We start from the raw sequence: 17,992 nt of genomic DNA, 5'->3' as shown, positions 1-17,992 counted from the left end.
TTTCAACATGTAGGTCAGGCGACCGCAACGCCTCAGAACGCATAATAAATAACGAAAGGTGATAGTCATGGCACTGAAACAGAACTTTTCCGCATTTGCGGTAGCAGCCGCCGTCAGTTTCGGCGCGGCTTCCACCGCAGTCGATGCCCAGGAACAGACATTCGTTACCATCGGCACAGGTGGCGTCACCGGTGTCTATTACCCGGCAGGCGGTGCTATCTGCCGACTGGTCAATATGGATCGCAAAGAGCATGGAATCCGGTGCTCAACAGAAAGCACCGGTGGCTCGGTGTACAATCTCAATGCCATTCGCCAGGGTGAACTTGATCTGGCCGTGGCCCAGTCCGACTGGCAGTACCATGCCTACAACGGCACCAGCCAGTTTGCAGAAGATGGCCCCAACAAGAAGCTGCGGGCGGTGTTCTCCCTGCACCCGGAGCCGTTTACCGTGGTCGCCAGCAAGGGGTCCGGAATCGAGACATTTGAAGACCTTGCGGGCAAGCGGGTGTCGGTAGGCAACCCGGGTTCCGGACAGCGCGCAACCGCCAAAGTGCTGATGGAAGAAATGGGCTGGACCATGGACAAATTTGCACTGCCGGCAGAACTGAAAGCGTCCGAGCAGTCCCAGGCTCTGTGCGACGGCAATATTGACGCCTTCTTTTACACGGTCGGGCATCCATCCGGCGCGATCAAGGAAGCGACAACCTCCTGTGACAGTGTGCTGGTAGAAGTCGATAACAAGGCGACCCGGAAACTGATCAATGACAATCCCTATTACCGCAAAGCAGTCGTTCCCGGCGGCATGTACCGCGGCAGCGATGATGATGTGACAACCTTCGGTGTTGCGGCTACCTTCGTGAGCTCTACGGATGTATCGGAGGAGGTTGTCTATCAGGTAGTGAAAGCGGTGTTTGAAAACTTTGACAGCTTCAAGCGCCTGCATCCGGCCTTTGCCAACCTGCAAAAGGAAGAGATGGTCAGCGACGCACTGAGTGCACCCCTGCACCCGGGCGCTGCCAGATACTATAAGGAAGCTGGCCTGATCGACTGATTCAGTCTCTGACCTGACAGCAGGGCGGGGTGCGGCGTCGGCCCTGCCTTACCCGGTCCGTCATTTTCCGGGATCTGGCCATGACCGGTAGTGAAGGTGATGAAGAGACTGCCATGGACCGAAACAAAGTAAGCGAAGTTCTTCAGACTGAAACCGGGGGCAGGGCAGTGACCGGCCCGGCGGCCGTGGTGCTGTTTGTGGTTCCGTTACTCTGGTCCCTGTTCCAGCTCTGGATAGCCTCGCCGCTGCCCTACATTCTTGAAATCGGGTTGTTCAATTCGACAGAAACCCGTTCAATCCATCTGGCGTTTGCGGTTTTTCTGGCATTTTCGGCGTATCCCATGTTCCGTGGCAAGGATGCAGAACATGTGCCGGTCCATGACTGGGTTCTGGCGCTGGTGGCGGCCTTCACGGCCTCATATCTGTTCTTCTTCTACGACGAGCTGGCGAAAAGACCGGGCGCACCCATCACTCAGGATATCGTGGTTGCGGTCTGCGGCATGGTGTTGCTGCTTGAGGCGACGCGCCGGGCGCTGGGTCTGCCCCTGGCGATTGTGGCGGGCGTGTTCATTACCTATGCGATGGCCGGCCCCTATATGCCGGATATGATTTCCCACGGCGGCGCCAGCATCAACAAGCTGGCCTCGCACATGTGGCTGGGGACTGAAGGTGTCTTCGGTGTAGCCCTTGGCGTGTCGACCAGTTTCGTCTTTCTGTTTGTGCTCTTTGGCGCCCTGCTGGAGCGCGCCGGCGCCGGCAACTACTTTATCCAGGTGGCCTACGCCATGCTTGGCCACATGCGTGGTGGCCCGGCCAAGGCGGCTGTTGTTTCCAGTGGTCTGAGCGGAGTCATTTCCGGGTCGTCCATTGCCAACGTTGTCACCACCGGTACCTTTACCATCCCGCTCATGAAACGGGTGGGCTTTCCCGGGACCAAGGCCGGAGCAGTCGAGGTCGCGGCTTCCACCAACGGCCAGCTGACGCCGCCGGTGATGGGCGCCGCGGCCTTTCTGATGGTGGAATACGTGGGTATTTCCTACCTGGAGGTGATCAAGCACGCCATTCTGCCAGCCATGATTTCCTATGTGGCGTTGATCTATATCGTGCACCTTGAGGCCTGCAAACTGAAGATGAAGGGTATTCAGCGACTGAATCGCCCTACGCTGGCCCAGCGTATGCTTAACTGGGTGGTGATTCTGCTGGGTCTTTGTGTCCTGACCCTTGCGGTTTACTACGGAATCGGCTGGACCAGGGACGTCTTTGGCAGCGCGGCCATGTGGATTCTCGGGCCCTTGCTTGTGCTGGCCTATGTGCTGCTGGTTTATTACGCCACCCGTTTTTCCGACCTTGTGGAAGATGATCCGGAATCCGCAATGGACAAGCTGCCGGAACCGGGCCCCACGGTTAAAACCGGACTCTACTTCCTGCTGCCGGTTGTGGTGCTGATCTGGTGCCTGACCGTGGAGCGGTTTTCCCCCCAGCTCTCCGCCTTCTGGGCGACTGTGTTCATGATCGTTATTGTGCTGACCCAGAGACCGCTTAAAGCGGCTTTCCGTGGCAATGGCGAATTCTCCCGACGGATACCCGAGGGCTTTCATGATCTGGTCCATGCCCTGGTGACCGGCGCCCGGAACATGGTTGGTATCGGTGTGGCAACGGCGACAGCCGGCATTGTGGTGGGCACGGTAACGCTGACCGGTCTCGGTCTGGTGATGACCCAGTTCGTGGAGTTCATCTCCGGCGGTAACCTGCTGCTGATGCTGATCTTTACCGCGTTGATAAGCCTGATCCTGGGCATGGGCCTGCCAACCACCGCAAACTATATTGTGGTCTCGACCCTGATGGCACCGGTGATCGTCACCCTGGGTGCGCAGAACGGGCTGCTGGTGCCATTGATTGCGGTCCACCTGTTCGTGTTCTATTTCGGCATTCTGGCGGATGATACGCCGCCGGTGGGGCTGGCGGCTTATGCCGCCGCCGCCATATCGGGAGCCGATCCGATAAGAACGGGGGTTCAGGGCTTCACCTACGACATCCGCACGGCCATCCTGCCGTTCATGTTTATCTTCAATACCCAGCTGTTGCTGATCGGCCTGAGCGGGTGGTTTGATCTGCTCGTCACCATTGCCAGCGCGGTGACGGCCATGCTGGTGTTTTCTGCCGCCACCCAGGGATACTGGTTTACCAGGAGTTATAAATGGGAAACCGCGCTGCTGCTGCTGATCACATTCACCCTGTTCCGTCCGGGATACTGGTGGGACCGGGTCTATCCCGAAACGGAATTACGCCCCGGCACCGCAATCGAGGAACATGTGAAAGGGGTGCCGGCGGATGGCAATATTGTGATCAAGGCCTCCGGCATGTCGCTGTCCGGCGACGACGTGTCCACCTATCTGCAACTGCCGCTACCCGCAGCCGACTCCCCCCGGCAGCGCCTGGCCCGGGCGGGTCTGGAGCTGTCGGAAAGCGACGGCCGAATGGTGGTGGACTTTGTCGGCTTTGGCAGCCCGGCAGAGGACGCCGGCGTCAGTTTCGGCTGGACCATTGACGCCGTTCAGGTGGAACTGGAACGCCCGCCCAAGGAACTGATGTTCATTCCGGCGCTTATGCTTCTGGGGTTGGTGGCTTTGAGCCAGCTCAGGCGGAGAACGCCGGAAGAAGCCAGCGTAACCTGACACCTTCGGCCTGAGACTAAGCTGAAAGTAAGTAGGCGGACACGTCCATTCAGGACACGCCGTGGATACATCCATGTAGGCTCGGATGCAGCATCCCTGCTGCATACGGTCCTGAATGGACGTGTCCGCCTACTTTCCTGCTCATTGGTATCTGTAAAACCACGCCCGGCATTAACCCGCCGGGCTTTTTTCTGGTAAACTCCCGCGCAACTCGGCCCGTGGTCTGTATCACGGAGAGCCGACGCCATGTGGTCTTTGGTACGGATCACCTCTGAGTTAACAGGAGACAATCATGCCAGTTGTTACTCTGCCTGACGGCAGTCATCGCAGTTTTTCCGAATCAGTCACCGTTCACGATGTTGCCGCCGATATTGGTGCCGGCCTTGCGAAAGCCGCACTGGCGGGTCGCGTGAACGGCACCCTGGTAGACACCAGCTATCCCATTGAAGAAGATGCCGAGCTCGCCATCGTCACCGAGCGGGACGAAGACGGTGTTGATGTTATCCGTCACTCCACCGCCCACCTGATGGCCATGGCGGTGCAGGAGCTGTTTCCCGGTGCCCAGGTGACGATTGGCCCGGTGATCGAAAACGGCTTCTATTACGACTTCAAATTCGACCGTCCGTTTACCAACGAAGACCTGAGCCGGATCGAAAAGCGCATGGAAGAGCTGGCAAAGCAGGACATCCCGGTGTCCCGCTCAGTGCTCTCCCGCGATGAGGCCGTCAGACTGTTCAACGACATGGGCGAAGAGTACAAAGTCCGCATTATCGAGGACATACCCGGTGATGAAGACCTGTCCTTTTATCAGCAGGGGGATTTTATCGACCTCTGTCGCGGTCCTCACGTGCCCAGTACCGGCAAGCTCAAAGCCTTCAAACTGACCAAGGTGGCAGGTGCCTACTGGCGCGGTGATACCAGTAACGAGCAGCTCCAGCGCATTTACGGCACGGCCTGGGGCAGTAAAAAAGACCTGAAGGCCTATCTGAACCGGCTGGAAGAAGCGGAAAAGCGTGACCACCGCAAGATCGGCAAGAAACTGAACCTGTTTCACATGCAGGAAGAAGCGCCGGGCATGGTGTTCTGGCATCCGGATGGCTGGTCCCTGTACCAGGAAATCGAGCAGTACCTGCGCCGGAAACAGCACGATTACGGCTACCGGGAAATCCGGACGCCGCAGGTGGTGTCCCGCACACTCTGGGAAAGGTCCGGGCACTGGGACAAGTTCAAGGACGACATGTTTACCACTGAATCCGAGAAACATGATTTCGCCATCAAGCCAATGAACTGTCCGTGTCATATCCAGGTGTTCAATCAGGGTCTCAAAAGTTACAAGGACCTGCCGTTACGGCTGGCCGAATTCGGCTCCTGTCACCGCAATGAAGCGTCCGGCGCATTGCACGGCCTGATGCGGGTGCGCGGATTTACCCAGGACGACGCCCATATCTTCTGTGAAGAGGATGCGATCCAGAGGGAAGTCTCCGATTTCATCGCCATGCTTCACGAAATCTACGCCGACTTCGGGTTTGACCAGATTCTGTACAAGCTTTCGACACGCCCGGAAAAGCGGGTGGGTTCCGACGAGGTCTGGGACAAATCCGAGGCTGCTCTGGAACAGGCGCTGAATCGTGAAGGTGTGGAATGGGAACTGCTACCGGGCGAAGGTGCCTTTTATGGACCGAAGATCGAGTTTTCCCTGAAGGACTGCATTGGCCGGGTGTGGCAGTGTGGTACCATACAAGTGGATTTTTCGATGCCGGGTCGTCTTGGTGCGCAATATGTCGCGGACAATTCCGAGCGCAAGACGCCGGTTATGCTTCACCGGGCGGTTCTGGGGTCATTTGAGCGATTTATCGGTATCCTGATTGAAGAATACGAGGGTGCGTTTCCGACCTGGCTGGCGCCAACCCAGATTGCGGTGATGAATATTACCGATAATCAGCGGGATTATTGCCAGAATCTGGCAAAAAAGTGGGATTCTCTCGGGTTCAGGGTTAATGCTGACTTGAGAAACGAGAAGATCGGCTTTAAAATCCGCGAGCATACTATTAACAAAGTACCCTTCCTTGTGGTTGTCGGCGACAAAGAAGTCGAATCAAATTCCGTTGCGGTGAGAACCCGCAAAGGTGAAGATATGGGTACTTTATCGCTGGACGCGTTCGAGCAGCTGATGGCTGGTGAAATTGATCGCAAAGGCAGGACCAAAACGGAGATCTGATTATTAAACAGCGAACGAATCGGGGGCGTGCACCAAAAGCGCCGATCAATGAGAATATTGACGCAACTGAAGTCCGTCTTATTGACGCAGAGGGCAACCAGGTCGGCGTAGTGTCGATTGAAGATGCAATCAGGCAGGCAGAAGAAGCGTCTCTTGACCTTGTTCAGGTCACGGATTCCGATCCGATCGTCTGTAAAATAATGGACTACGGCAAGAAAATCTTCGATGAGAAGAAGGCCAAAGCGGCTGCCAAGAAAAAGCAGAAGCAGACGCAGGTCAAAGAGCTCAAGTTCCGACCAGGAACTGAAGAAGGGGATTATCAGGTCAAACTACGCAACCTGGTACGTTTCCTTGAAAACGGGGACCGCGGCAAACTGACAATTCGCTTCCGTGGGCGTGAGATGGCACACCAGGAAATCGGTATGAAGCTCATGAACAAGATTGAAGCGGATATTGAAGATATTGCCCAGGTAGAACAGCGGCCGAAGATGGAAGGCCGGCAGATGACCATGGTAGTGGCTCCCCGCAAGAAGAAGTGAACCTGACATGAAACCGATCCCCCGCGGTCGCGGGGGATTTTTCGTTCAGGGCCACATTTATGTCACTAAAAACAGAATGCGGAGTTTTAAAAAATGTCGAAAATGAAAACCAAAAGCGGAGCCACCAAGCGGTTCAAGAAAACCGCCACCGGCTTCAAGCACAAACAGTCCTTCACCAGTCATATCTTGACCAAGAAGAGCCCCAAGCGTAAGCGTCAGCTCCGCGGCACCAAGCTGATTGCCAAGTCTGACGTGGCTTCCATCAAGCGTATGACAGCGTGCTGATTCAGCCGCTCACCATTCCTGTAAAGGTTAAAAGGTAGAAGGATTAAAGTATGGCTCGTGTAAAACGTGGCGTGGTAGCACGTCGTCGTCACAAAAAGATCATGAATCAGGCCAAGGGTTACTATGGTGCGCGCAGCCGCGTCTATCGTGTGGCCAAACAGGCGGTTATCAAGGCCGGTCAGTATGCGTATCGCGACCGTCGTAACCGCAAGCGCTCATTCCGCGCCCTGTGGATTGCCCGTATCAACGCCGGCGCCCGCGCCAACGGTCTTTCCTACAGCCGGCTGATTGCCGGCCTGAAGAAGGCAAACGTAGAAATCGATCGCAAGGTACTGGCCGATCTGGCCATGAACGAGCAGCAGGCGTTTTCCGCCGTTGTTGATACGGCGAAAGCATCCCTGTGATCGTTTAGCAGCCTCCGCTTGTTACTAAGCTGAAAGGAAGTAGGCGGACACGTCCATCCAGGACACGCCGTGAATACGTCCATCTAGGCTCGGATGCAGCATCCATGCCGCATACGTTCCTGAATGGACGTGTCCGCCTACTTTCCTGCTCATTAGTATGAAGGCGTTTTGTGATAGGGGAAGGGCGCGCTCTTCCCCTATTTTTGTTTGGAGTATTCCATTTCCGGATTGGAGCAGGGTCAATGGAAAACCTGGATCAACTCGTTCAGGACGGTCTGAAAGCGGTTGCAGAAGCCGAGGACCTGAAAACGCTGGACCACGTCCGCGTTGAATACCTTGGCAAAAAAGGCGTGATTACCCAGCAGGCCAAAACCCTGGGCAAGCTTTCCGCGGCGGAGCGCCCGGCCGCTGGCCAGCGAATCAATGAGGCCAAGGGTCAGGTAGAGCAGGGCATCAGTGCCCGCCGCAACGATCTGGAGCGTCTGGCCCTGGAACAGAAGCTGGCCCGTGAGTCCATTGATGTTACCTTGCCCGGTCGGGGTCAGGAACTGGGTGGATTACATCCGGTGACCCGGACCCTGCAGCGGATCGAACAGTTCTTCAGCCGGGCCGGTTATACGGTGGAGCAGGGACCGGAAATCGAAGACGATTACCATAACTTCGAGGCCCTTAATATTCCCGGTCATCACCCCGCCCGTGCCATGCACGATACCTTCTACTTCAACCCCGGTACTCTGCTGCGCACTCACACCTCCCCGGTCCAGATCCGTACCATGGAAGCCGGCAAACCGCCCTTTCGGATGATCTGTCCGGGGCGCGTTTATCGCTGTGATTCCGATATGACCCACACTCCCATGTTCCACCAGGTGGAAGGGCTGCTGGTCGAGAAGGACGTCAGTTTTGCCGATCTCAAAAGCACCGTGGAAGAATTTCTGCGGGTGTTTTTCGAACGCGATCTGGAAGTGCGCTTTCGCCCCTCCTACTTTCCCTTTACCGAGCCATCCGCCGAGGTGGACATCGAGTGGGGCCGCGAAGAGGATGGCAGCATCAAATGGCTGGAAGTCATGGGCTGCGGCATGGTTCACCCCAAAGTATTCGAGCACTGCAACATCGACCCGGAGGAATACCGGGGTTTTGCATTCGGCCTTGGCGTTGAGCGGCTGGCCATGCTTCGTTATGGCGTTAATGATCTGCGCATGTTCTTCGAGAACGACCTGCGTTTCCTGCGTCAGTTCCGATAGATCGGCAGCTTCGTCAAGCCCCTGAGTTGACCAAGAATCAAACCGTTAAAAGCTCCAGCACAAGGCAGATACCATGAAATTCAGTGAGCAGTGGCTCCGTGAGTGGGTCAATCCGGCCAACAGTTCCCAGGCATTGATGGACCAGATCACCATGGCGGGTCTGGAAGTGGACGGTGCCGAGCCTGTGGCCGGCAAGTTCAGTGGCGTTGTCGTGGGTGAGGTGGTCGCTGTTGAGCCCCACCCGGATGCTGACAAACTGAGCGTCTGCCAGGTCAGTGATGGCACCAGTCAGGCTCAGGTCGTCTGTGGCGCCGCCAATGTCCGCGAGGGTCTGAAAGCGCCGTTCGCGGTTGTCGGGGCGGTGCTGCCGGGTGATTTCAGAATCAAGAAGGCCAGGCTGAGGGGGCAGCCCTCTGAAGGCATGCTGTGCTCGGAATCCGAACTCGGTTTGTCCGACGATCATCAGGGTTTGATGGAATTGCCGGCCGATGCGCCCGTGGGCGAAGCACTCGACAGCTTTCTGGGCCTTAATGACGTCAGCATTGACGTGGATCTGACCCCCAACCGCAGCGACTGTCTTTCCATCAAGGGCATTGCCCGCGAAGTGGGCGTTCTCAACGGCCTGGTGGCAGAGGGCCCGGAGATCGAAGCAATTGAAGCGGTGCACTCCGAAGTGCCGGACATCGCGGTAAGGGCACCGGAAGGCTGCCCCCGCTACCTCGGGCGTGTTCTGAAAAATGTGAACCTGGACGCACCGACGCCGCTGTGGATGCAGGAAAAGCTGCGTCGTTGTGGCACTCGTTCCATTGATGCGGCCGTGGACGTCACCAACTACGTCATGCTGGAACTGGGCCAGCCCATGCACGCTTTTGATCGCGACGAGATCGAAGGCGGCATTATTGTGAGAATGGCGGAAACCAACGAGAAACTGGTGCTCCTCGACGGTCAGGAAGTAGAGCTGACTGCCGATACCCTGGTCATCGCCGATCATGCCAAACCCATTGCCATTGCCGGCGTCATGGGCGGCGAACACTCCGGGGTAAGCCCGAAAACCCGGGATCTGGTGCTGGAAGCGGCCTATTTCGACCCGATTACCCTTGCCGGCAAGGCCCGTCAGTACGGCCTGCATACCGATGCCTCACACCGCTTTGAGCGGGGCGTTGACTACACCCTGACGCGTGAGGCAATGGAGCGTGCCACGGCACTGCTGATGGACATTGTTGGCGGCCAGCCGGGTGAAGTAGTGGAAGTGGTCAGCCGGAAGGATCTGCCTGCCGACCGCAGTATCGATCTGCGCGAGCAGCGAGTGGCCGCGGTGCTGGGGGTTGAAATAGACCGAACCACCATCGAGGAGATTCTGACCCGCCTGGGACTGCGCATCGACAAACTGCGCAAAGATGGCTGGCTGGTTCATGTGCCCGGGTTCCGCCCGGATATCAGCATCGAAGAAGATCTGATTGAAGAAATCGGTCGCATTTACGGCTACAACAACCTGCCGGTGACCGAACCCACCGGCGCCCTCGGTTTGCGGCCGCAAAGCGAGGCGGTGCGCCCGGTCTCCGCCATCCAGAAGTATTTTGTTGACTGCGGCTATCAGGAAGCCATTACCTACAGCTTCGTCGACCCGAAGGTGCAGGCCCTGGTGAATCCGGATGAGTCGGGCATTGCCCTGGCAAATCCGATATCTTCAGATCTGTCGGTGATGCGAACCAGCCTGTGGAGCGGCCTGCTGAAAACCGTGGGCTACAACCAGAACCGTCAGCAGTCACGCATCCGCCTGTTCGAGACCGGCCTCAAATTCCGGAGCGACGGCGGCGCCATCGACCAGCAGCCGATGCTTGCCGGTGTGGTGGTGGGCAATCAGCTACCCGAAAACTGGGCGAACGGTCGCAGAACCGCCGACTTTTTTGATGTAAAAGGGGAGTTGGAAGGTCTGTTCCGGATGCTGGGTATCGACATACAGTTTACGCCCGGGCAGCACCCGGCGCTGCATCCGGGGCAGACCGCGGAACTGATCAGGGACGGCCAGCACGTGGGCTGGCTGGGAACACTTCATCCGCAAGTACAGAAAACGCTTGAACTTGTTGGCACCATTCTGATGTTTGAGCTATTCTTGAACTCGATAGTTTCCGGATATGTGCCTAATTTCAAAGCTATTTCGAAATTCCCGGAAGTTCGGCGGGATCTGGCAATCGTAATCGGAAGCGGGCTGGGGTTTGCAGACGTTGAGCGTGTCGCCAAAACGCACGCCGGAGATAACCTGACAGCATTGCGTGCGTTCGATGTCTATGAGGGTGAAAGCCTGGGCGAGGGTAACCGCAGCCTTGCCCTCAGTCTGTTCTGGCAGCATCCTGAACGCACACTTAATGAGGAAGAGGTGCACTCACTCTTCACCGGTGTGATTGACGCACTGCAGAAGGAGTTGGGGGCAAAACTGAGGAGCTGACCAATGACGGCCTTGACGAAAGCGGAAATGGCGGAACGTCTGTACGAGGAACTGGGTCTGAATAAACGTGAGGCCAAGGAGATGGTCGAAGCCTTTTTCGATGAGATCAGGGGCGCTCTGAGCCACAATGAGCAGGTCAAGCTCTCCGGTTTCGGCAACTTCGATCTGCGTGATAAAAAACAGCGGCCCGGCAGGAATCCGAAAACCGGCGAAGAAATTCCAATCAGTGCACGGCGGGTGGTTACGTTTCGTCCGGGTCAGAAACTGAAGCAAAAAGTTGAAGCGTATGCTGGAACCCAGTCATAACAATGAGTTGCCCGCCATACCGGGTAAACGCTACTTTACCATTGGCGAGGTCGCAGACCTTTGCGCGGTGAAAGCGCACGTACTGCGTTACTGGGAACAGGAGTTTCCGCAACTGTCGCCGGTCAAGCGTCGTGGCAATCGCCGCTATTACCAGCGGGCGGATGTACTTACCATTCGCCAGATCCGCAGCCTGCTTTACGATCAGGGCTACACCATTGGCGGGGCCAAGCAGAAGCTGAGCAGTCATGAGGTAAAAGACGATACCTCCCAATACAAGCAGATTATCCGGCAGATGATTACCGAGCTTGAGGAAGTCCTGAATGTGCTTAATACGCCGGTGAAGTGACTTGCCTGCAGTAACAGGCATAGTATTTACCGGCGATGCCGCGAGCGCATTCCCGGCGGAAGATTCTTATTGCGGGAGATCACCACCGCAGGCAATCTCGTGCAATTTATCCAGGTCATAATGTTGGATGTTACGCCGGTTTATGCTCAGGATTCCCAGATCATTAAAACGGGAAAATACACGGCTTACGGTTTCCTCAGCCAGCCCCATGTAGCTGCCGATATCAACCCGCTGCATCTGCAAAGTCAGCTCGCCTTTCCTGAAACCGGCACGTTCCATTCTGGTTGCCAGATTGAAGATAAAGGTAGCGATACGCTGATTGGCATTCATTGTGGCCATTGAGTAAATCAGCTCTGTGTCGCTCAATATGATGCGACTCATGAACTTGAGCATTTTTTGCGTAAGTGCCAGACTGGCCTCGGTGTTCTCCCATAACATTGATACCGGAACCAGACACACCGTTCCGGCAGTCAGCGCTTCGGTGGTATAGATGTGGCTTTCCTGGCCAAGACTTTCGAGGCCCAGGATGTCTCCCGGAATATAGAATCCGGTCACCTTTGAACCACCCCCTTCGGTCACCCAATAGGATTCGAAAAACCCGGTCTTGATGAGGTAGATGCCCTCGAAGGGTTGGCCCATTGTAAAGACGGACTCTCCAGGCTGAAAAGTCTGGGTTTGCTGGACTCGCTCGTCGTAATCGGTTAGTCGGCTGTCGTTCAGATCGCCGGCCAGGCACAGTGAACGCCGGCCGCACGAGAAACAATCCGATGCGTTGCGGGTGGGGAGAACGGCGAAGCCGCCTGACATGAGCGAATTCCTTTTGCGTGACATTTCAGGTGCTCCCTTGCGACGAACACAGACTGTTACATTTCTGTTCTACATTCGCAATCTTTCAAAGCTGTCTAACGCCTACATCCTTAAAATAACACGAGTAATTCACGAGAAGTCTTTCGCTTCCAGTTCCGCGCTGCCCTGCTCTAGTGTCCCGTCTGGTTAATTCGCTGATCTACTGAGCCCCTGAAAGCCTTGAGAGCAAGCGGTCGGTCAACGAATTAACCAGACAGGACAATAGGATATTTGTCGCGCTGTAGCGGGGCGTGTTATTTTTTCTGGGCCGGTTTGCGCGGTCCCCCTGTCGAGTCGACCGGTTGGCGATTGGCTCGGCGGGCTCGATGGCTCTCATGGAGGACATACCAATGGCGAGCAAAAATATATTTGTCATGGCAATGGATGACTTTCACCAGGTCATGCTCGAAAGACTGCGGGGCAGTGAGGAGTTGGCCTTTCATCCGCTGCTGGACATGGAAACGGCGGTGAACACCACCGACATCGATATGAAGGAGCTTCTGGCTCGTGCCCGGCGAACGCTGAAGGATTTTCCCGGGAGCGTGGACGCCGTCGTCGGTTACTGGGACTTTCCAACTTGCAGCCTGTTACCCATCCTGCGCCGGGAATGGGACTTGCCGGGCCCCTCCCTGGAAGCCGCCATGCGCTGCGAACACAAGTACTGGGCACGAGTCGAGGAGGCACAGGTAGCGCCACGGCAAACACCCCGTTTCGCCAGCGTCAATCCATTCGACGAGAACGTCCTGGACCAGCCGCCACTGCCTTACCCTTTCTGGATCAAGCCCGTGCGTGCGCATTCCTCGCAATTGGGTTTTCGTGTCGATAACCGGCAGGATTTTGAACACGCCATTGCGCAGACCCGTCACCGCATCCAGATGTTTGCCAAACCCTTCAACTATATTCTCTCAATGGCCGAGCTTCCTGAAGATATCGGTTCTGTTGATGGCTGGCACTGTATCGCCGAAGAAATCGTTTCCGCCGGTCGGCAATGCACCCTGGAAGGCTATGTGCTCAACGGGGAGACGGAAATCTACGGAGTAGTGGACTCACTGCGCGAGGGCGCGGTTGGCTCGTCTTTTTCCCGCTATCAATACCCTTCGGGTCTTCCGGCTTCGGTTCAGGACATCATGTTTCAGGACTGCCGGCGATTTGTCGAGCGGACAGGTTTTGACAACTCGCCATTCAATATTGAGTTTTTTTATAATGAAGAAGAAGGTTCCATATGGATGCTGGAGGTGAATCCCCGTTGCTCCAAATCCCATAGCCCGCTGTTTGAAATGGTAGAGGGCAGCTCCAATCTGCAGGTGATGGTGGATGTGGCACTGGGGCGCAAGCCAGTGTTCCCGCCGGAAGGCGGCAAGTATCGTTATGCCGCCAAAGTCATGCTGCGTGAACACCGGGACGGCGTGGTCGAACGGGTGCCCAATACAGATGAGATCCGCGCCATAGAAAACGACTATCCCGGTTGCCAGATACAGGTGGAGGCGGAACAGGGCCGCAGGCTCAGCGATATACTCCATCAGGACAGCTACAGCTTCGAGTATGCCGTGCTGTTTGTGGGCGGTGACAGCCAGCAAGAAATAGACAAAAAGACAGATCAGATCAAGGCTCGGCTGGATTTCAAGTTCACTCGTCAAGAAAAGGAGGATGGATGAGCACGCCCCATGTAGCCACCGACCTGCCTTGCAAAGTCCGTGAGATTGAGCATGTGCGCATCCCCATGCCCGACGGGGTGGAGCTTGCCGCCCGGGTCTGGATCCCCGAGGGTGCCGAGGATGCACCGGTCCCGGCGATACTGGAATACATTCCCTATCGGCGCCGCGACATGACCCGTCCGCGAGATGCCGTGATGCACCCCTATTTTGCTGGCCATGGCTATGCCGCCGTGCGCGTGGATATGCGTGGCAGTGGTGATTCTGATGGGGTGCTGGCAGATGAATATATCCAGCTGGAGCTGGATGACGGCTGCGAAATCCTGCGCTGGCTGGCACAGCAACCCTGGTGCAATGGTAACGTCGGCATGATCGGTATTTCCTGGGGCGGGTTCAATGGTCTGCAGATCGCGGCCATGCAACCGCCAGAGTTAAAGGCGGTGATTGCCGTTTGCGCGACGGACGACCGCTATGCCGACGATGTGCACTACATGGGCGGGTGTCTGCTCGGGGATAATCTGTCCTGGGCCGCCACCATGTTTGCCTTCAATTCCCTTCCGCCGGATCCGGCGACGGTAGGCAAACAGTGGCGCGCACTCTGGTTCGAGCGCTTGCGCGCCAACGAACCCTGGGTGATCGAGTGGCTGCGCCAACCCCATCGGACTGACTACTGGAAGCATGGCTCGGTGTGCGAGGACTGGAACGATATCCAGTGTCCGGTCATGGCGGTGAGTGGCTGGGCTGACGGTTATTCCAATGCGGTTTTCCGCCTCATGGAAAACCTGAAGGTACCGCGCCAGGGCCTGCTTGGCCCCTGGAGTCATATGTACCCCCACCAGGGCGTGCCCGGCCCTGCTATCGGCTTCCTGCAGGAGGCAGTGCGCTGGTGGGACCACTGGCTCAAGGACAGGGATAACGGCATGGACCGTGAGCCGGTGCTGCGCGCCTGGCTGCAGGACAGTGTCCCGCCCTCTACCCGCTATCAGGAAAGGCCCGGCCGCTGGCTGGCGGAACCGGAGTGGCCCAGCCGCCACGTGACCATGGAGACCCTGCAGCTGGACCGCAGCGGCCGCCTGTTGCCCGACGCCGAGCCGTCGGACGATGAACCGCTGACTATTCAGTCTCCTCTGAGCGTGGGCCTGTTCGCGGGCAAATGGTGCTCTTACGCAGCCACTCCGGACCTGCCGCACGACCAGCGCGAGGAAGATGGCGGTGCCCTGGTCTTCGAGTCCGCACCACTGGAAAAGCCACTGGAGCTGCTGGGCCCGCCGGTTCTGGAGGTAGAGTTGTGCTCAAACCGCCCGGTAGCCATGCTGGCCGCCCGGCTGTCGAACGTGGCTCCCGATAACAAGGCTACGCGGGTAACCTACGGCGTACTCAACCTTTGCCACCGGGACAGCCACGAACACCCGGAGGAGATGGTGCCGGGCAAGCGCTATCGGGTCCGGCTGACACTCAACGGCTGTGGTCAGCATTTTCCCAAGGGTCACCGACTTCGCCTGTCACTGTCCACCTCCTATTTTCCGCTCGCCTGGGCGCCTCCCGAGCCGGTGAGGCTGACCATTTTTCCGGCGGCCAGCCGCTTCAGTATCCCTGCGCATCAATCCCATGAACAGCCACCCGAACCCGAGTTCGAAAAGCCGGAGGGTGCGATTCCGATCAGTGCACTGGCGCTGGAAACGCCACACAACAACTGGTTCGTCAAGCGTGACCTGGCCAACGACGTATCCACGCTGGAGGTGATCAATGACCCCGGCTGGACCCGGCTGACCGAGGTGGACCTGGACATCAAGCGATGCACCCGTGAGTGGTACACCTACTGTGACGACGACTTCGGATCATTGCGTGGCGAGACCCTTTGCGAATGGGGTTTGCGTCGCGGCGACTGGCACGTGGAAACCGTCACTCGTACGGTGATGACCTGCGATACGGAGCACTTCTACATCCATGCACAGCTGGATGCCTGGGAGGGGGAAACCCGGGTGTTCTCCAGAAACTGGGACGAAACCATTCCACGGAACCTGGTCTGATTCTGCCCACACCGCCAAGTGCACCGGTGGCTTTACGACAGGTCGATGCGGTCCGTACCGCCATTACGCACCGCCAGTATCATCGTAAGATACTCCCGCAGTTGGCGGGTTAGCAGAAAATTTTCCCGTACAAACTGGCGCGCCTTTTCGCCCATTTGCGTCGCCCGGCCGGGACGCTGCAGCAGGTAGCGAATGCGCAGAGCTGCACCTTCGGGGGTATTGACGAGAAAACCGGTGTGGTAGTTGATGACTTGTAGCCGGATGCCGCCGGTGTCACCACCGATAACGGGCCTGCCCTTCCACATGGCTTCGGTAACGGTCAGACCGAAGCCTTCCCGCAAGGATTTCTGCAACACGATATCGGCGCTACGCTGCAGGGCATTGATGGTCCGGTGGGCGTCCGGCGGCAGCAACAGCAAATGGATGTCGGCATCGTGATTGGCAGCGTTTTCCGCCTCGCGATACACGGCCTCGCCTTCCGGGTCGTCGCTTGCGGTCCCTCCTGCCAGCACCAGCTGCAGTCCGGGTGTGAACTCCCTGGCCAGGCGGAAGGCCTGAATGACCCCGAGCGGGTCCTTGAAGCGATCGAAGCGCGATACCTGCAGAATCATCGGTCGCTGCGGGTCGAGACCAAAATGCTTCTGAACCGCTTCTATTTCATCCTGACTCAGTTCCATATTCTTGGCGCTGAGAGGGTCGATGCTGGGCGGGATCAGATACTCCGGGTGGGGGAGTGCCTGGGCGAAGCCGGCCAGAGAAAAGACACTGGCGTCATAGTTGGTAAGGAAATGTCGCAGATAACGCCAGATGTGGCGGTCTGGATGGCTAACGTCGATGTGGCACCGCCAGATCCAGGTGCCCTTTCGGTCGGGGCAGAGATCCAGGAGCGGAGCCGGCTGTGGATCGTGAATAAAAACAACATCAGCTTCCTCCAGCACCGGCCGCAACTGCTCGGCAGTCCGGACGTTGGTTTCTTCATAGGCGCGCAACAGATGTTCGGGGATCGCTATGCGATGGCCCTGAAGACCGTTGTGGAAGGACTTGGTGCATTGATAGAAATCGCTTTCTCCGGTGATTATTTCCCAGCTGGTATCGATACCCAGTTCGCACATCAGGGGCACGAGCTTATCGAGGATTTCCGCGACGCCACCGCCAACCCGCGTGGAATTGACGTGAACGACCTTCATGCCGCGCAGGGGAGTCGCGAGCTGGCGAAGCTGGTCGACGATAGCGTTTCCGGTGACTTCAGCATAGGATTCAAGCAGGTTCGACATCGGTTGACCTCCCGTGGAAACTGGAGAAGAGCGCGGCAAGCTGCTCGCGCAGTTCGCTCAGCGAGTTGAAGTAGGGATCGATTGAACTCAGCCCCTGGCACAATCTGGCGTAGCGCTCCCCCCCTGGCGCGAGCCAGGACCGAAAGTCATCTTCGCCCCGGGGCAAACGTTGGCGGGCATCGATAAAGTGGTAGAACACGCTGCCGGGGGACAGGCCGGGAATAACCTCGGCGAGCTGTTCCGGGTGCCGGACAGTGCGGCCGGTGCCGAAGACCACAATTTGGGAACGGATAAACTGAAAATGCCTGTCCGCCGGTTTCCAGAGTTCCGCACCCGCTTCCTCCAGGCGATGCTCCACCACATCAAGCAATGCCTGGCGCATATGTTCCAGGTCGTCGAAACCTGAAGGGTCGATGATGGCAAGCTTCTCCGCCAGGGCAGCATCGTGAAGGCCATGTTTGGCCCATTCCCCCAGGTCGTTGGCGTACTCCCGCTCTTCAAATCCGGGATACAGATGGCCGCCCCAAAAATGGTAATAGAGGCTGCTCAGGGGTACCACTTCCAGGTGATCCCGCAATTCCTTGAGATTCTGCACCCGCTTTCCAGTGGCCAGCGCAATAAGGGCACAGTCCTTGATGATAAAAGGTGCCATCGTGGTCGTCTGTTCCTGGGTCATGAT

Annotated in this window: 15 protein-coding genes; 12 read left to right on the top strand and 3 right to left on the bottom strand. The window is 57.3% G+C overall.

Going from position 1 to position 17,992, the window contains the following annotated elements; all coding sequences use genetic code 11:
• Window positions 1-67: 67 nt before the first annotated feature.
• The 10 genes from VJ956_RS00215 (at window position 68) to VJ956_RS00170 (ending at window position 11,511) form a co-directional block, all read left to right on the top strand.
• Window positions 68-1,051 (top strand): TAXI family TRAP transporter solute-binding subunit, encoded by a 984-nt coding sequence (locus tag VJ956_RS00215; protein ID WP_324080411.1) that lies wholly within the window; start codon window positions 68-70, stop codon window positions 1,049-1,051.
• A gap of 80 nt (window positions 1,052-1,131) precedes the next feature.
• Window positions 1,132-3,726, top strand: a complete 2,595-nt coding sequence (locus VJ956_RS00210; RefSeq protein ID WP_324080410.1) for a TRAP transporter permease — start codon at window positions 1,132-1,134, stop codon at window positions 3,724-3,726.
• A gap of 292 nt (window positions 3,727-4,018) precedes the next feature.
• Window positions 4,019-5,944, top strand: a complete 1,926-nt coding sequence (gene thrS, locus VJ956_RS00205) for a threonine--tRNA ligase (protein WP_324080409.1) — start codon at window positions 4,019-4,021, stop codon at window positions 5,942-5,944.
• Window positions 5,941-6,483 carry a translation initiation factor IF-3 gene (infC, locus tag VJ956_RS00200; protein ID WP_324080413.1) on the top strand — a complete coding sequence of 181 codons (543 nt, stop codon included), beginning with the start codon at window positions 5,941-5,943 and terminating at the stop codon, window positions 6,481-6,483. The genes thrS and infC overlap by 4 nt, the downstream gene beginning before the upstream one ends.
• A 93-nt stretch (window positions 6,484-6,576) precedes the next feature.
• A complete protein-coding gene (gene rpmI, locus VJ956_RS00195) occupies window positions 6,577-6,768 on the top strand; it encodes a 50S ribosomal protein L35 (protein WP_250090481.1) in 192 nt (63 codons plus the stop codon).
• Window positions 6,769-6,818: 50 nt separating this feature from the next.
• A complete protein-coding gene (rplT, locus tag VJ956_RS00190; protein WP_324080406.1) occupies window positions 6,819-7,172 on the top strand; it encodes a 50S ribosomal protein L20 in 354 nt (117 codons plus the stop codon).
• Between the two features lie 242 nt (window positions 7,173-7,414).
• On the top strand, window positions 7,415-8,413 hold the full coding sequence (pheS, locus tag VJ956_RS00185) for a phenylalanine--tRNA ligase subunit alpha (protein WP_324080405.1): 999 nt from the start codon (window positions 7,415-7,417) through the stop codon (window positions 8,411-8,413).
• A gap of 73 nt (window positions 8,414-8,486) precedes the next feature.
• Window positions 8,487-10,859, top strand: a complete 2,373-nt coding sequence (pheT, locus tag VJ956_RS00180; protein ID WP_324080403.1) for a phenylalanine--tRNA ligase subunit beta — start codon at window positions 8,487-8,489, stop codon at window positions 10,857-10,859.
• Between the two features lie 3 nt (window positions 10,860-10,862).
• Window positions 10,863-11,165 (top strand): integration host factor subunit alpha, encoded by a 303-nt coding sequence (gene ihfA / locus VJ956_RS00175; protein WP_099619018.1) that lies wholly within the window; start codon window positions 10,863-10,865, stop codon window positions 11,163-11,165.
• On the top strand, window positions 11,146-11,511 hold the full coding sequence (locus VJ956_RS00170; RefSeq protein WP_324080401.1) for a MerR family transcriptional regulator: 366 nt from the start codon (window positions 11,146-11,148) through the stop codon (window positions 11,509-11,511). The genes ihfA and VJ956_RS00170 overlap by 20 nt, the downstream gene beginning before the upstream one ends.
• Before the next feature lie 66 nt (window positions 11,512-11,577).
• Here VJ956_RS00170 and VJ956_RS00165 read toward each other — a convergent pair whose 3' ends face one another.
• Window positions 11,578-12,318: a helix-turn-helix domain-containing protein gene (locus VJ956_RS00165; protein ID WP_324080399.1), complete on the bottom strand. Its 741-nt coding sequence runs from the start codon at window positions 12,316-12,318 to the stop codon at window positions 11,578-11,580.
• 389 nt (window positions 12,319-12,707) lie between these two features.
• On the opposite strand from VJ956_RS00165, the gene VJ956_RS00160 reads away from it, so the two are divergent.
• Entirely contained in the window at window positions 12,708-14,012 is a 1,305-nt protein-coding gene (locus VJ956_RS00160) for an ATP-grasp domain-containing protein (protein ID WP_324080397.1), read from the top strand.
• Entirely contained in the window at window positions 14,009-16,039 is a 2,031-nt protein-coding gene (locus VJ956_RS00155; RefSeq protein ID WP_324080396.1) for a CocE/NonD family hydrolase, read from the top strand. Before VJ956_RS00160 ends, VJ956_RS00155 begins: the two co-directional genes overlap by 4 nt.
• 32 nt (window positions 16,040-16,071) lie before the next feature.
• On the opposite strand, the gene VJ956_RS00150 is transcribed toward VJ956_RS00155, so the two are convergent.
• On the bottom strand, window positions 16,072-17,313 hold the full coding sequence (locus VJ956_RS00150) for a glycosyltransferase (protein ID WP_324080394.1): 1,242 nt from the start codon (window positions 17,311-17,313) through the stop codon (window positions 16,072-16,074).
• Complete coding sequence (locus VJ956_RS00145) at window positions 17,297-17,989, bottom strand: DUF5752 family protein (protein ID WP_324080392.1); 693 nt, start codon at window positions 17,987-17,989, stop codon at window positions 17,297-17,299. The genes VJ956_RS00150 and VJ956_RS00145 overlap by 17 nt, the downstream gene beginning before the upstream one ends.
• Between the last annotated feature and the right edge of the window lie 3 nt (window positions 17,990-17,992).

Origin of the sequence: Marinobacter sp. (assembly GCF_035268745.1) — a bacterium.
Classification (GTDB): Bacteria; Pseudomonadota; Gammaproteobacteria; order Pseudomonadales; family Oleiphilaceae; genus Marinobacter.
This window is presented reverse-complemented; position numbering and strand designations above follow the sequence as displayed.

Bases quoted from the DNA above. Each gene is read 5' to 3' on its own strand.
- rpmI (WP_250090481.1), top strand. From the start codon at position 6,577: ATGTCGAAAATGAAAACCAAAAGCGGAGCCACCAAGCGGTTCAAGAAA.
- VJ956_RS00160 (WP_324080397.1), top strand. From the start codon at position 12,708: ATGGCGAGCAAAAATATATTTGTCATGGCAATGGATGACTTTCACCAG.
- VJ956_RS00165 (WP_324080399.1), bottom strand. From the start codon at position 12,318: ATGTCAGGCGGCTTCGCCGTTCTCCCCACCCGCAACGCATCGGATTGT.
- ihfA (WP_099619018.1), top strand. From the start codon at position 10,863: ATGACGGCCTTGACGAAAGCGGAAATGGCGGAACGTCTGTACGAGGAA.
- pheT (WP_324080403.1), top strand. From the start codon at position 8,487: ATGAAATTCAGTGAGCAGTGGCTCCGTGAGTGGGTCAATCCGGCCAAC.
- VJ956_RS00215 (WP_324080411.1), top strand. From the start codon at position 68: ATGGCACTGAAACAGAACTTTTCCGCATTTGCGGTAGCAGCCGCCGTC.
- VJ956_RS00155 (WP_324080396.1), top strand. From the start codon at position 14,009: ATGAGCACGCCCCATGTAGCCACCGACCTGCCTTGCAAAGTCCGTGAG.
- VJ956_RS00210 (WP_324080410.1), top strand. From the start codon at position 1,132: ATGACCGGTAGTGAAGGTGATGAAGAGACTGCCATGGACCGAAACAAA.
- thrS (WP_324080409.1), top strand. From the start codon at position 4,019: ATGCCAGTTGTTACTCTGCCTGACGGCAGTCATCGCAGTTTTTCCGAA.
- VJ956_RS00145 (WP_324080392.1), bottom strand. From the start codon at position 17,989: ATGACCCAGGAACAGACGACCACGATGGCACCTTTTATCATCAAGGAC.
- VJ956_RS00150 (WP_324080394.1), bottom strand. From the start codon at position 17,313: ATGTCGAACCTGCTTGAATCCTATGCTGAAGTCACCGGAAACGCTATC.
- VJ956_RS00170 (WP_324080401.1), top strand. From the start codon at position 11,146: ATGCTGGAACCCAGTCATAACAATGAGTTGCCCGCCATACCGGGTAAA.
- rplT (WP_324080406.1), top strand. From the start codon at position 6,819: ATGGCTCGTGTAAAACGTGGCGTGGTAGCACGTCGTCGTCACAAAAAG.
- pheS (WP_324080405.1), top strand. From the start codon at position 7,415: ATGGAAAACCTGGATCAACTCGTTCAGGACGGTCTGAAAGCGGTTGCA.